15 protein-coding genes are annotated in these 14140 nt (G+C 65.7%); 6 read left to right on the top strand and 9 right to left on the bottom strand.

Going from position 1 to position 14140, the window contains the following annotated elements; all coding sequences use genetic code 11:
* The first annotated feature begins 41 nt into the window (after window positions 1–41).
* From O9271_RS14745 to O9271_RS14735, 3 genes are all read left to right on the top strand, one after another.
* On the top strand, window positions 42–392 hold the full coding sequence (locus O9271_RS14745; RefSeq protein ID WP_298271223.1) for an ArsC family reductase: 351 nt from the start codon (window positions 42–44) through the stop codon (window positions 390–392).
* Window positions 393–1422: 1030 nt separating this feature from the next.
* Window positions 1423–1770 (top strand): transposase, encoded by a 348-nt coding sequence (locus O9271_RS14740; protein ID WP_298271220.1) that lies wholly within the window; start codon window positions 1423–1425, stop codon window positions 1768–1770.
* 292 nt (window positions 1771–2062) lie between these two features.
* On the top strand, window positions 2063–2470 hold the full coding sequence (locus O9271_RS14735; protein ID WP_298271217.1) for a hypothetical protein: 408 nt from the start codon (window positions 2063–2065) through the stop codon (window positions 2468–2470).
* On the opposite strand, the gene O9271_RS14730 is transcribed toward O9271_RS14735, so the two are convergent.
* Window positions 2457–2606, bottom strand: a complete 150-nt coding sequence (locus O9271_RS14730) for a hypothetical protein (RefSeq protein WP_298271214.1) — start codon at window positions 2604–2606, stop codon at window positions 2457–2459. The two genes, O9271_RS14735 and O9271_RS14730, sit on opposite strands and share 14 nt — an antisense overlap.
* A gap of 169 nt (window positions 2607–2775) precedes the next feature.
* Between O9271_RS14730 and O9271_RS14725 the strand changes: the two genes are divergently transcribed.
* The gene (locus tag O9271_RS14725; RefSeq protein ID WP_298271212.1) at window positions 2776–3402 is read left to right on the top strand and encodes a DJ-1/PfpI family protein; all 627 of its coding nucleotides are present in this window, start codon (window positions 2776–2778) and stop codon (window positions 3400–3402) included.
* Between the two features lie 20 nt (window positions 3403–3422).
* The gene (locus O9271_RS14720; RefSeq protein WP_298271210.1) at window positions 3423–3872 is read left to right on the top strand and encodes a cupin domain-containing protein; all 450 of its coding nucleotides are present in this window, start codon (window positions 3423–3425) and stop codon (window positions 3870–3872) included.
* A 150-nt stretch (window positions 3873–4022) separates the two neighbouring features.
* On the opposite strand, the gene O9271_RS14715 is transcribed toward O9271_RS14720, so the two are convergent.
* The 7 genes from O9271_RS14715 to O9271_RS14685 form a co-directional block, all read right to left on the bottom strand.
* Window positions 4023–6701: a hypothetical protein gene (locus O9271_RS14715; protein ID WP_298271206.1), complete on the bottom strand. Its 2679-nt coding sequence runs from the start codon at window positions 6699–6701 to the stop codon at window positions 4023–4025.
* On the bottom strand, window positions 6701–7582 hold the full coding sequence (locus O9271_RS14710; protein ID WP_298271203.1) for a sugar phosphate isomerase/epimerase family protein: 882 nt from the start codon (window positions 7580–7582) through the stop codon (window positions 6701–6703). Before O9271_RS14710 ends, O9271_RS14715 begins: the two co-directional genes overlap by 1 nt.
* Before the next feature lie 17 nt (window positions 7583–7599).
* Window positions 7600–8037, bottom strand: coding sequence for a PPC domain-containing DNA-binding protein (locus O9271_RS14705; RefSeq protein ID WP_298271201.1), 438 nt, complete (start codon window positions 8035–8037; stop codon window positions 7600–7602).
* Window positions 8038–8298: 261 nt separating this feature from the next.
* Window positions 8299–9195: a myo-inosose-2 dehydratase gene (iolE, locus tag O9271_RS14700; RefSeq protein WP_298271198.1), complete on the bottom strand. Its 897-nt coding sequence runs from the start codon at window positions 9193–9195 to the stop codon at window positions 8299–8301.
* A 17-nt stretch (window positions 9196–9212) separates the two neighbouring features.
* Window positions 9213–9692, bottom strand: a complete 480-nt coding sequence (locus tag O9271_RS14695) for a hypothetical protein (RefSeq protein ID WP_298271195.1) — start codon at window positions 9690–9692, stop codon at window positions 9213–9215.
* A gap of 2 nt (window positions 9693–9694) precedes the next feature.
* The gene (locus tag O9271_RS14690; RefSeq protein ID WP_298271192.1) at window positions 9695–10759 is read right to left on the bottom strand and encodes a ferritin-like protein; all 1065 of its coding nucleotides are present in this window, start codon (window positions 10757–10759) and stop codon (window positions 9695–9697) included.
* 13 nt (window positions 10760–10772) lie between these two features.
* The gene (locus tag O9271_RS14685; protein ID WP_298271190.1) at window positions 10773–12593 is read right to left on the bottom strand and encodes a GMC family oxidoreductase; all 1821 of its coding nucleotides are present in this window, start codon (window positions 12591–12593) and stop codon (window positions 10773–10775) included.
* Window positions 12594–12804: 211 nt separating this feature from the next.
* On the opposite strand from O9271_RS14685, the gene O9271_RS14680 reads away from it, so the two are divergent.
* Entirely contained in the window at window positions 12805–13467 is a 663-nt protein-coding gene (locus tag O9271_RS14680) for a TMEM175 family protein (protein WP_298271187.1), read from the top strand.
* 27 nt (window positions 13468–13494) lie between these two features.
* Here O9271_RS14680 and O9271_RS14675 read toward each other — a convergent pair whose 3' ends face one another.
* Window positions 13495–14004, bottom strand: a complete 510-nt coding sequence (locus O9271_RS14675; protein ID WP_298271185.1) for a hypothetical protein — start codon at window positions 14002–14004, stop codon at window positions 13495–13497.
* Window positions 14005–14140: the final 136 nt, after the last annotated feature.

Raw genomic sequence — 14140 nt, 5'->3', positions numbered from 1 at the left:
ATGACCTGCCCGTGGCAGCGCACGATGGTACCTCCCACGCCATGACCATCATCCTGTACGGTATCCGCAACTGCGACACCGTAAAGAAGGCCCGCGCCTGGCTCGATGCACGCGGCGTCGCGTATGCGTTTCACGACTACAAGATCGCGGGGATTGATGCGGCGACGCTCCGCGCGTGGGCGACGTGCGTTGGCTGGGAGAAACTCCTCAACCGCGCGGGCACGACATTCCGCGCGCTGGCCGATGCCGACAAGGTCGACCTGGATGAGAGCAAAGCGATGGCCCTGATGGTCGCCAACCCGAGTCTGATCAAACGTCCGGTATTGACGGGAGCGATTGAAGCGCCGCTGGTGGGTTTCAGTGCGGCAGCCTACGAGGCGGCGCTGCCATGATCGTCTGCTGATCTTGTCGTAGTGCTTCGACGAGCGCATAGCGTGCGCGGTGCAGTTGCAGGATTACCTCGGGGAGGACCGCGCACCACGACGCGCACCGTGCGTTCGTCTGCCATGGCCCATTCGATGCGGACACTGTCGACACGAGGCTTGGACATAATGCGTCGCGGGAGTGAGGAACTGTCACGACGTGTGGATGGTGAAGCCGACCGCCTGCCGCGTACCGCACCGCGCTGCCAGCTGCAACGTTCCGATAGACCACGCGCTTGCGAGGTGGCGGCATCGCCGCGGCGACATGCTCGACGTACTGGCGACGAACCGCGGGCACATGCGATTGATACCGCGGGCCGGACGCCCGAAAGGAATCGAGCGCGTCCTGATCGAGACGGATCGAGATCGCCTGCTTGGTCACCGGAGACACCACTCGGACATCCTGCCAGAGGCACTCAGGCAAATCGGGCAGGGCGGGCGGCGACGTACGCGTGATCTCCGAGTCGGTGGCCCGGCGAAGACGGCTCAGATCAGCCCGCCCCCGCGTTGGCGTCGTCTTGCGGGTGGATGGCTGCGAGAGCTTGGACATAACGACGTCGCGCCTTGCGATGGCTCACGCGGGCACTGATCAGTTCCCGTCGCCCCAGGCGTCCGCCGCTCTTTCAGTTGGTGTCGGATCATCTGCACGGCCTGCCAACGGTCTACGACGAGCGCTTCGCGTACGGCGTCGCCCGCATCCGCTGCGACGACGGTGCACACGAATCCCTGCTCGCGTTCTCGTGTAAGTGCCGCTTCCTCTGTTCGAGTTGCCGCGCGAAGCGGCTCGCCAGCTGGACGCAGTGGCTCGACACCACGCTCCTCGCGCCCGTGCCGCACCGGCAGGGGGTGCTCACCATGCCCATGCGGCTCCGCGCCTCCCGTCTGTACCGGCGACGTCTCCTCGGCGAGATCGCCCGCGTCGCGGCCTGCACCGTCACGGCCGCCATTCGCACGCTGACGGGCGAGCGCGACCTCGCCGTGGGGATCGTCCTCCGTCTGGGTGCCGGAGGACGATCGCGCGTTCGCCACCCGACTGGCCCGGTACCGCGCCCGCACTCCGGTCGCGCTCGAACGGTTGACCTACGACTGCGCCGCCGAGGCCATGACGTACCGGTCCGGCAAGTCGGACGGCCCGACGGCGGGCACCGAGACCGCCGAGCCGCTCGAGTTCCTGGCGCGAGTGTTCGTGCACATTCCGGAGACGGGGCACATCACGACGCGGCATTATGGCTGGCATGCCAACCGCCCGCGCGGCATGCGGCGTCAGGCCGCGCCCGCATCAGTCGAGATGCCACCCCTGATCATCCCCGCCCCACGACTCGCGCCGACCGAGGCCACCCGCCGATGAGGGGCCCTCCGGCAGCAGCTCTTCGAGGTCGACCCGCTCGCGTGCCCGACCCGCCATGGCCCCATGTGGGTCGTCGCGTTCATCACCCAGGCGTCGGTGCACGACCGGATCCTCGCGCATCTCCGGACCCGCGCCGCGCACGGCAGTCCCACCGGCGCGTCAGATCGGTCCCCGCCGGCATCGCCCCCCCACTGGAACCGCCGTTCTCACGACCCACGAGGCGCGCGCGCGACGCAGAGGGCACGCCGCCGCCCGTCTGTCGGTGCTCGCGCGGTCGGCGATCACGCCGATCATGGGTGTATTCGTCTCGCATGCGCCCGTATCGGTCGGCTGCGAGGTGTACGATGTCGCACGCGACTGCGCGTCGGGTTCGAGCCGGCTTCGTGTTGCCATCACACTGGAGCACATCGAACACGGCGGATTGAGCGGGCTCGCCGTTCGTGTGCTGAGCGGCGCAGACGAGGCGTTTGGGCTCACTCGCGCCTCGCGTGACGGCCTCGTGCTCAGTTACGATCGTCCGATTCCGGTAGCCGACAACGCCACCGCTGCCGTGCTGGCCGAGTCCATCACGCTTGACGGCTTCGGTGGCCGCACCGGCAGGTATCGCATCTCGCTCACGCGCACGGATCTCGCAAGCGGACCGTGCACGGCGCGTACCGGGAGCTTCCACATTGGCGCCGTTCCGCCTAACGCACCTTGACCCTCGCCTCCTCCACGAACACGGCGAACGTGGAACCCGCCCCGACATGCCGGTTGGTGCGTACCGTACGGGTGATCGTCACGGTGTCGCCCAACGCTGCGGAATCGTTCGTGGTCACCGCGATGTTGCGCGCCACGCGACACGCGCTTCGCGCCACTCAGCACTGGCGAGATCGGCGATCGCACGGTACACTATCGCGGGCAGTTGACCCAGCCAGATTGAGATTTCTATCTCGCGCGCGCTCTGCGTCTAGCGCGACCTCTGGACCGACTCGGAGACGCTCGCGCGCTGACAAGGAGGCGCCCGTGGACAAGCTGAACGTCGGCATCCTGATTTACGACAACGTCGATGTCCTCGACCTTGCCGGGCCGTTCGAGGTGTTCTCTCGCGTCCGGCTCGTGCCCGGAATGAAGTCGCGCGAGGACAGCGAGAGCGCCCCGTTCAACCCGTTCACCATCGCCAAGACGAGCGACCCGGTCGCCCTCACGGGCCGGTTCATGGTGATGCCGAACTACACATTCGCGAGCGCGCCGAAGATCGACATTTTGCTCGTCATCGGTGGGCTCGGCGCCATCGCCAAGGCCAAGGATCAGGAGACGATCGAGTGGATCGCGCGGATGGCGGGCCAAGCCTCGCACACGTTGTCGGTGTGCACTGGCGCCATCCTGCTGACTGCAGCCGGACTGACCAAGGGGGGGCGCCGCATCACTACCCACTGGGCGGCGTTCGACTACCTGGCGGCGATGGACCCGACGCTGACCGTCGATCGCGAGGTCCGCCTCGTCGACCACGGCGCCATGAAGCACTCGGGCGGTATTGCCTGCGGCATCGACCTCGCCTTCCATCTGGTCGAGGAGCTGTATGGAAAGGATGTCGCCGACGAGACGGCGCATTTCATCGAATACCACCGCAATCCCATCACGCCCCGATAGCGAAGAGACAGGAGACGCTCATGCTGGCAGCAAACATCAACGACCTCGACCTGACGCAGTGCGGGTTCGACGGCAAACCCGAGTTCCGCGTCGACGCCAACTGGTTCATCCACTCTGGGACGGGAGCGCAGGGGTCGACGATCGTCTACTTCGAGGTGCCGACCGGCCACACCTGCCCCGGACACAACCACACGGTGGAGGAGAACATTTTCATCGTCGAGGGCACCGCGGAGGTCACCATCGGCGACGAGACGAAAACGTTCGGCAAGGGCGGGCTAGTCGTGATCCCGGCGCTGGAGCGGCAGGTGATCAAGAACGTTGGCACGGACACGCTCAAGGTGCTCGGCTTCTTTCCGAGCACCACTGTCATCAGCGGGTTCGACGAGGTTCTGCACGGGCCGCCGACGCCGAGCCGGGTGGTCGTCGTCCCTGAGCCGGGCGACGTGATGACGACCTATCCCAATGTGTAGCGATCAGCGGCCAGCGAACGTCTGCTGCAGGGCGACGCCGGTCTTCGTCTGCAGGTGGTCGAGCCTGGTCGGGGCGGCGGCGACCCGCTGACGAGCGGCGCCCACTACGAGGCGCCGTATCACCCCCGAGGGTGCCCTTTCCAGGCCGGGTCAGTCGCGTTCGCCCGAGCCGGCGAGGTGGGCCTCGTGGGGGGGGCGGTGCGGGTGGATGAGTTTGGCGATCAGACCGGTCCACCCGGTCTGGTGCGATGCACCGATGCCGCGTCCGCTGTCGCCATCGAAATACTCGTAAAACAACACGAGGTCCTCGAACGCGGGATCGCGTTGCTGCTTCTCCGAGTCGCCATGCACGGGGCGCATACCGTCTGGCCCCGGCAGGAAGATCCGGGTCAGCCGCGCCGACAGCTCGTCTGCCACCTCGAGCAGGGTCATCTGCTGCCCCGACCCCGTGGGGCACTCCACAGTGAAGGAATCGCCGTAGTAGTGGTGATACTTGTGTAGCGACTCGATCAGCAGGAAGTTCACCGGCATCCAGATGGGACCGCGCCAGTTCGAATTGCCGCCGAAGAGCCCCGAGTCCGACTCGCCGGGCGTATAGCGCACTTCGTACCGCTGACCGCTCCACTCCAACGAGAACGGCTCGTCGCGGTGTCTTCGCGAGAGCGCGCGCACACCGTGCGGCGACAGGAACTCCGACTCGTCGAGCATGTACTCGAGGATCGAGCGTAGCTGATCGGCATCGACGATCGACATCAGCTGGCGCTCACCCTCTTCTGGAACGTCCCAGCGCGCCACGCGCGCCGCGAGCTCAGGGCGATGGACCGCGAGCCAGTCGAGTCGCGCCGCGAACGAGGGGAGCCGCCGGAGCAACCGCGGATCGAGCACCTGTACCGCAAAGAGCGGGATGAGCCCGACCATGCTCCGGAGGCGCAGCGGGATCTTGCGGCGTCCTTCGTCCCCGACGGGAACATCGAGCCAATCATAGAAGAACTGTTCGTCGTTATCCCATAATCCCTCTTCGCCGAGGGAATCCATCGCCTCGACGATCATCAGGAAGTGCTCGAAGAATTTGCTCGCGATATCCTCGTATCCCTCGTCGTGCTGCGACAACTCGAGCGCGATCCGCATCATGTTCAGGCTGTACATGGCCATCCAGGACGTGCCATCGGACTGGTCCAGGTAGCCGCCTGTCGGCAACGGCGCGCTGCGGTCGAACACGCCGATGTTGTCCAATCCGAGAAACCCGCCCTGGAAGATGTTGTTGCCCAGCTGGTCCTTGCGATTGACCCACCACGTGAAGTTCAGAAGGAGCTTGATGAACACGCGCTCCAGGAATTCGAGGTCGCCAGCGTCACCGCGCTGCAGCCGGTCGGCCTGGAACACCCGCCAGGTCGACCACGCATGCACGGGCGGATTCACGTCGCCGAACGCCCATTCGTAGGCCGGCAGCTGCCCGTTGGGGTGCATGTACCAGTCATGCGTCAGGAGCTGAAGCTGATCCTTGGCAAACTCCGCATCGACCATGGCCAGGGGAATGCAGTGGAAGGCGAGGTCCCATGACGCGAACCACGGGTATTCCCACTTGTCGGGCATGGCGATCACGTCGCTGGCCACGAAGTGCTTCCATTGGCTGTTGCGGCCACCCTTGCGCTCGGCCGGCGGTGTCGGCTGGGCGGAGTCGCCGTCGAGCCAACGGCGTACGTCGTAGCCGAAGTATTGCTTGGACCACAGCATCCCGGCCAGCGACTGGCGCTGTACGCTGCGTTCGGCCGCGCTGTCGATGTCGCGCTGCAGCGCGTCGTAGAATGCGTCGGCTTCGGCGAGACGCGCCGCGAACACGGCGTCGAAGTCGGTGAACGTGACCGGCGACGACGCGGGATGCACGAGCGCCCGAACCACCATACTCCCGCCTGCTGGCACCACGGCGTGATAATGCGCGGCGGCCTTTGTGCCATGCGGCTGCGCGGCGACCGCGTCCTCCCGCCCGTGTACCACGCGCTCATGGATGGCGTCCTTCACGGGCCCGTCGACGGGTTGACCGTACAGCCGCGCTGTGTTGGTCTCGTTCTCGCAGAAGTACAGTGCCGGCGCCTGATCGAACTCCACGACGAGCGATCCGAGCAGCGGGTGTTCCGCCGCGAGCCGCCCGTCGGTGGTGGCCGTCAGCGAGGGCCTTGCGCCGCCGGTGTTCCACGCCCAAGTGTTCCGAAACCACGCGTGCGGCAGCAGGTGCAGCTCGGCCTCGTCCGGCCCGCGATTGCAAGCGGTCACCTTCATGAGAATCTGCTCCGGGCCCGCCTTCGCGTACTCCACCACGACGTCGAAGTAGCGGTCGTCGTCGAAGATGCCCGTGTCGATGAGCTCGAACTCGCGGTCATGCCGTCCGCGGTTCCGATTACCCTCGACAAGCTCCTGGTAGGGGAACGCGCGCTGCGGATACTTGTAGAGCATGCGCATGTACGAATGCGTCGGCGTCGCGTCGAGGTAGTAGTACAACTCCTTGACGTCCTCACCGTGGTTGCCTTCCGCGTTCGTCAGTCCGAACAGTCGCTCTTTGAGGATCGGATCACGGCCGTTCCAGAGCGAGAGCGCGAGGCATAGCTGTTGCTGATCGTCGCTGAAGCCGGCGATGCCGTCCTCGCCCCAACGGTATGCGCGGCTCCGCGCCTCGTCGTGGCTGAAGAAGTCCCACGCGGTGCCACCGGGGCTGTAGTCCTCGCGGACGGTGCCCCACTGGCGCTCGCTCAGATAGGGACCCCACTTGCGCCACGGGGTACCGTTGGCCGCCTCGGCCAGCCGCGTGCGCTCCAGATCCGTCGGTCCCGTCATTATGAGCGCCCCGGCGTGAGAAACGAGGGACCGTACACCTCGGCCACCTTGCGCCGGACAAAGTCGAGTCCTTCAACGGCGAGCTGTTCCGGCGAATCCGCGAAGTGGCGCCAGACGGCAACGAGCGGCGCGAGGCTCTTGTCGGGGTGGAACGACTCGATGGTGATGGTGTTGCGGTAGCCGGTGTCGCGGAGCGCCGTGAGCGCGGTGTCCCAGGGGACCAGATCGCGACCGGGAATGCCTCGCTGGCTGCCGCAGGCGTGGAAGTAGCCGAGCTTGTCGCCGCAGCTGAGAATGGCGGCGCGCATATCGTCCTCTTCGCGGATCATGTGAAACGTGTCTAGGTGGACCATCGCGTTCGGCAGGCCCACCTCGTCGACGAATCGACGCGCGTCGGCGGCGGTGTTAAGGAAGTACGACTCGAAACGGTTCAACGTCTCGACGGCGAGGACCAGTCCGGGCGCCGCCGTCTGCGCGTACTCGCAGATGCGTCGGAACGTCTCCACGCCCCACAACCACTCATCCGCCGTCCGACTCTTTCCCGTGAAACAGCGCCACGAGCAGTAGTTCGCGCCACAATAGATCTCGACATCGGCCTCGGCACACAGGTCGATGACCTGCTTCGACAGATCGACCGCGCGCTGCCGCGACGCGGCATCCGGCGACACGGGGTTGCCCGACTCCAGCAACGCGAAATTCGCATTCACCGCCACCCCGGCGTTGGCGGCCGCCTCCCTTACCTGGCGCGCGGGAAAGCGGTCGGGGTCGACCGGGGTGATCTCCAGCACGTCGAACCCGAGGGCACGCGTGTGGTCGAGCAACGGAAGGTCCTGCTCGAGAAAGGTGTCGGTGAAGTTGAGCGAATTGATCCCGAATCGCACGAGGCGTACTCCTTGGCTCAGGGCCTCAACAGAGTGAGGCCGGTCTGGTCATCGTGGGTGCGCTTGAGGTGCCCGGGGCTTTCCTCGATCACCACTTCCATGGTGGGACGCACGATGCCTTCCACCAGGTGCCCACCGCGGGTGCTGGCATCGATGCGACCTACGACCACGTGAATGTGCAGCGACGGCTGGCCGTCAGCCGTCTCGGCGACGTTGCCAAGCATCGACAGGAGTTCCACCTGCTCGTCCACTTCGTTCTTGTGGAACGTCCGGTTCGCAAAGTCGAAGAACCCCACGGTGAGACGCTCGAAGCCGCCCACGCCCATGATGCTGCTCGCCCCCAATTGCAGCTCGTGCGCCAGCGCCGTCAACGTTGCGACGGCTTCTTCCCCCATCTCCAGCCGCGCCACAACCGTGCGACGGCCATTGTCGTTGTTTACCACCCGGTGATGCATCGCGCCTCTGCAAAGGGATTCAGCCGTCCGCGAGCGTCTTCTCGAATTCGGCTTGGTTGAGCATCTGCACTGGCGTCATGCCGCCGATGCGCGACGGGATCCGGCAGAACCTGTCCGTGTGCCGACGCGCCGTGGGGCCATGACCACTCACCACGACCTTCGCACGGATGAACTCCTCTCGGTCCGTTCCTTCCGCCAAGATGAACCGCACGATCTCAATGGTCTGCGCGATGGTGCGTCTCCGGTAGAAGTGGACGGCGTCTACCAGCCGATGACATCGCGCAGGTAGGCTCGCGCCTTGAGCGCGTAGGTGAGCGGGTGCGCCTGCGTCGCGTCCTGCTCCGCCTCGACCATGAGCCACCCTTCGTAGCCGTGGTCGGACAACGTCTGGAGGATTGGGCGGAAGTCGATCACTCCATCTCCAGGTACGGTGAAGAAGCCCGCCATCACTCCTTCGAAAAAACTGCCGTGTCGCGCCTGCACCGCGTGCCACACGTCCAGTCGGATGTCCTTGAGGTGCACGTGCTTGATGCGATTGGCGTGGGCGCGAGTCATGGCCAGGGGGTCGTCGCCTGCCACGAGCAGATGCCCGGTGTCGAGGAGAAGGAAGACCACCTCGGGATCGGTCTCCGCCATGAGGCGATCCACGTCGGCACGCGACTGCACCACGGTGCCGAGGTGATGATGGTAGCAGAGGCGCATTCCCTCATCGCGGGCGATGCGCCCCAGGCGATTGAGGCCCTCCGTGAGCAGCCGCCACTCGGCATCGTTCATCACGGGCCGGTTCGGCAGGAGCGACACCGGCTGCTGGTGCACCGCACGGCCAAGCTCGGCGACGACGATGTCGGTGCCGCCCATCGCCTTGATGAAGGCCAGCTGTTCCTGAAAGCTCGCCATGGTGCGCGCTTCCATGTCGGCGATCGTGAAGTATGTGCTGGCCCACGGCTCCGACACACGCAGGCCACGCAGGTCGAGCGCGGCCTTGAGCGTCACCGGATCCTTCGGGAACTTGTGGCCAACGCTGCATCCCTGGAAGCCGGCCAGCGCCATCTCGCTGATGCACTGTTCGAAGCCGATGTCGTCGCCCAGCGACTGGAAGTCGTCGTTGGTCCAGACCGTCGGCGTGATGCCGAGGAATACCTTCGATTGATCGAACATGTGACTCTCAGTTGACGTCAGTGATGCGGAATCCGAGGCGGCTCGGCCCAGGTACCATAGCCAGGTCCTTTTGCGCCGGCCGGGTTGGCCCCGATGGTCGGCCACAACAATCCCTCGACGTACGCGCTGGGGGCTGGGACGAATGTCCCGTCGCGCGCGGGGGCGCCGAACACATCGCGCCACTCGGCTGGCAACTCGTACCACGTCCCGATGAACCACAGCTTGATGATGTTGCGGGCGACGGGGCCGAGCTTCTCGTGGCTCAGGATATCACGGCGCAGTAGCGACTCGAGCGCCGTTTCGTCGGTGGCGCCGTGCGCGGCAATGACCGCATGGGCCTGCAACAGCTCGTTCATCGTCTTCTCGCCGACGACGGCGAGTACCGTGGTGAAATACAGGTCGGCCTGTCCGGTCCCCTGCAGGCGGAACCTTGTGAACCCGGTCAGGAGTGACGACAGCGCGAGGAAGTCTTGGAAGGCATGCTCGCCAGTGCTCATGCTCACCCCTCCATCTCGAAGGTCGGCGCGGCGTGCACGCCCCCATCGTCGTCGATCGGGTTTCGCATGAGTCGCAGGCAGAGCTCCTTGATGCGGAACATGTCACCCACCGCTGGGATCAGCAGCTGGGGCTCGCCCCCGTAGGCACGGGTAAGCAGCGCCAGGAACGTCTTGTACGTGCGATTGAATTCCTCGGCGGCGGCGCGCAGGTCCGAGCCTTCGGGGTAGTCGGAGACTCGGGCATTGGCCTTGAGCGGGTATACGGCGTCCCAGTCCACGGCTACCGGGGCACCGGTGGGGTGACCTGCCGCGTCGCCGGTCTGGTAGTAGCGCCCGAGCACCAATTGCTCGAATCGGAAGTAGTGCGACAGTTCACCCTCGTAGTCGAAGATGGCCTTGCCCATGCCTTCTCCTTGCTCCGAGATGAGCCGGATCGCTGCCTGCGCCGAGGCGAGGTCGGTCACGGCAATGACCTCACCGCCGCCCGAGTAGTAGTACTCGGGCACCACTTGTCGCGCTGGATCACCAGAGAACAACGTCTCGCCACGCGCGGCCATCTCCTCGTGCAACGCGCCGAGACTTTGGCTGATCTCTTCGTAGAACTCGCCTATGCTGTAGAAGTGCTCATCCTCGCCCGCGTGAGACGCGGGCAGGGTGCGCTTGCCCGCCTCGGTCGTCCGTCGCACCGTCCGCGGTCGGGTGTCCCCCGCATGCCCCGGCCGCTCGATCTTCAGGAACGTCTCGACCGCGTCCTTCGAGAAGCGGCCGAGGCCGACCGCGAAGTCGGTCTCACCGTCGGGCAGGTACGCGGGGTAGGTTGGGACAAAACCGGGCTGCGTGAGGTCCACCGTGCCGCCCACGGCGTTGAGGATATTGGCGGCCAGGGTGAGGTGCAGCATCTCCTCGACGACGACGGCGCGAACGATGTGCAACGCCTCGGTATTGGTGCCAGGGTGGATGGAGTAGAGCGCCGTGAGGTACGGCGGGATGGTCGCATGTTCCAGTTGCAGCGCGGCATACAGGTGCGCGCGCAACGCTTCAACGTTGGTGATGCGTGTGAGGCCCATGGTCAATGCCCGGTCAGCTTGCCGACACGGCGGCGAGGGAGGCGCCTAATTCCTTGGCGATGTGTTCGGCGCTCCTGAAACAGAGCGCCGACAGGGTCAGAGTGGTGTTCGCCGTTCCGATCGAGGGCATGCTGCCGGAGCCGACGAGGTATAGGTTCGCGTGATCCCACGAGCGTTGGGTGTGGTCGACCACCGAGTTCGATGCGCTGGAACCCATGAGATGCGTGCCCGCCCAGTGGTTTCCACCGCGGATGACGTAGCCCTTGCCCTGGTAATCCACCCACCCCGGCTCCAGTGGCGAGTACGTGGTGTGGTCCTCCGCTCCGAGCCGCTGATAGATGCGGCGCGACAACTGGCGGGCGAAGGCGACGCCGTCGAGCACATAGTCGTTGAGCCGGTACGACATCACCGGGCGCATGTTGCCGAGTTGGTCGCGGTGATCGGGGTCCACGGTAATGCGATTGGCCGGATCGGGGAGCACCTCGACCATAAAGTCGAGGAGGAGCTGGCGCGACAAGCGGTCCACCAACCCGCGCTGCAGCGACATGCCGAACTTGTTCTGGTCGTCGACCAGCGTGAGGAGATCGGTATAGGGCGCTCCCGTGGCCCAACCCCAGCCGTCGTTGTGGATGCCGACGCGGAACGCGGCCTGGCGGCGACGGAACGTCCCGCCGCGCAGATCCTCTATGCCCGAGGTGCACTGGGACCCCCGCCACGTGCCAACAACCTCGGGCATGAGCGCCCACGTGAGCAGATAGGCGTGATCCATCAGGTTGCGCCCCACGAGCCCACTGCGCCCCGGGAGGCCGGAGGCGAGCATCAAGCGGGCGTTCTCGACCGCGTTAGTGGCGAGCACGAAGACGCGGCCGCGCACGGTGCCAGTGACGTGCTCAGGCGACGACAGGTCGTGGTACGCCTGGTACTCGATGCCCGTCACGCGACCGTTGTCGGGATCGATGACGACGCGCGACCCGACGGTCTGCGGTAGCAGGTGGACGCGCCCCGACTCGAGCGCCTTCACGAGGGTGCGGCGCGCGTCATATTTCGCTTGGACGGGGCAGATGGGCACGCAATTGTTGTTGCCCTGACACCGCTGCCCCATCTCGTCCTGGTGCGTACTGACGGCGCTGGCGGCGATGTAGCCCTTGCCGTGGTCATAGTCGGGGTTCGGAGCACCGTTCCGCGCCTGTGGTGTGCTGCGCACCGCCATGCAAAAGGTCTCACCGTCGATCACGACCTCCGCGCCGTCGACCCGACGGGCAATAACCTGGTCGAGGTAGGATACCGGGATCTTGCGCATCGGATACACATACCCCGGTTCGAAGCTGATCCCGAGGTAGCCCTGGTCTTCCACATCGGCCGACACGCCGAGTTCGGCTTCGGCGCGCGCGTAGTACGGCAGCAGCGAGTCGTAGCTGATGGGCCAGTCGAGGCCTTGGCCGTGCCGGGTGCGCATCGTGAAGTCTTCGGGGAGCATGCGGAGGGCCTTGCCCTCCCAGTGCCGCGTGGTGCCGCCGACGACGCGCGTATACGTGCTGTCGAGTTCCAGCGGCCCGTTCTGCACGATATAGCCAGCGGTATGGGGACGGCCCGGCAGCAACTTGACCGTATCGGGTCCGCGCGGCATGGGCGCGTTCGCGTTGGCCGCGTACGGTGAATTGTTGTCCTTCGTCGCCGACGTGTAGAAACGCTTGAGACTGGTCTCGTAGTCGGCGATGGTGAAGTCATTACCGGCGCCGGCCTCGAGGACCAGCACGCTGTACCCTTGCTGGGCCAGCTCGTTGGCGATGATCGACCCGCTGACGCCCGATCCGACGACGACGGCATCGTACACGGTCGTGGCGGCGGTGGCGTGGTCGGTCTGTACGATTCGGCGGTGCAGATGACTCATGCAAGTTGTCCACGGTTGAGCGAGCCGCTAACTAACCATTCGTCCGATGCGGCCGCAAGGATGGTTCCGAGCGCCCGCGACCCTATCGAAGAGGTCGGACTCGCAGTCATTGCGGGGGCCCGAAACAGCAGCGCATCCGTGAGGTAACACATCGATGACGACTCCAAGATCGACCTATCCCACCGAGCGTCTCGGTGCACTGTCCGACGGTGTCTTCTCGATCGTGCTGACGCTCCTCGTGCTCGATCTCAAGATGCCCGATGTCGCGCGGGGTGCCGATCAGTCACGGATGCTCATCGCCGACCTCGAGTCGCAGATCCCGAACCTGATCGCGTGGCTGATCAGCGTCGTTCTTGTGGCGCGCTTCTGGATCGCACACCACGCGATCGTGGCGAGTCTGGCGCGGTGTCACGTGGGGACCATGGTCCGGAACTTCGTGGTGCTGGCACTTGTGTCGCTGGTCCCCTTCGCCGCCTCGCTGATCGGCCGCTATGAGTTCGAATCGGTCGCGGTGCTCGTCTTCGCCGCGCTCATGGGGATGACCGGGTTGAGCCTGGGGTTCTTCGCCCATCACGCGCGCACAGCGCACGAGCTGCGTCGGCAGCTCCCGCTCGGGGACCTCAACTGGCACTGGTCCTATCACGCGCGCATCCTGCCGACGTTTTCGGCGTGCACCATGTTGCTGCTTACCGTGGATGAGGTCGCCGCCGTGGCAGTGTGGGGGCTGGAGCCGCTGCTGGCAATGGGTGTGGCTAGGCGAATGCGGGGGAGAGAGGCGACCACGAGTGACCTGCTCTCCGAGGAGCGTTCGGAATGATCGCGTCGTAAGCGGAGCGCGATCGCACTACGTCTTGCTAACCCGCGCTTCCTCCACGATCACCGCGAACGGGTAACCCGCACCGACATCCCGGTTGGTGCGTGCCGTCCCGGTGATCGTCCCGGTGTCGCCCAGCGCGGCGGCGTCGTTCGTCCCGCGCGCGACGTCGCCGCCGCCGTCTTGCAGGTGGATCCAGTTCTTCCCCATCACGCCGGGGTTGTACTTGACCACGACACCACGGATTGTCACGGTGTCACCGGCCAAGTGGCGCTTCTGCGTCCAGACGTCGCCGATCGAACGCGCAGCAGCGCCGCTGGCGCGCGCAATCTGGCCGACCTTGGCATCGGGCGCGGGTGGCGTGCCGTCCGCTGCGCTGGAGGTGCCCGAGCCGCCGGCCGTTGCCGGCGCACCGTTAATCATGCCGAGCGACGGTTCGAGCGTCCCAAGGTAGATCCGCTCAAAGGTTCGATTAAGCGTCTTGGACGCGAACCGGCCCATTGGCAGCGCGTTGTACACTGTGATCGACGAACCCGTCACGATCGACGCTTAATTCACCGCCGCCCAGAGCTCACCATTCGGGGTTTCCAGGCGCGCTTACACGTACGGCTCGACGGGGATCTGCTCGCGCACGGTGCCCGTGAGCGTGCCGCCGGGCGTCACGGTTGATGGGGAC

The sequence above is a fragment of the Gemmatimonas sp. genome (assembly GCF_027531815.1).
GTDB lineage: Bacteria > Gemmatimonadota > Gemmatimonadetes > Gemmatimonadales > Gemmatimonadaceae > Gemmatimonas.
Note: the sequence above shows the minus strand (reverse complement) of the source record. Positions and strands in the feature narration are given on the sequence as shown.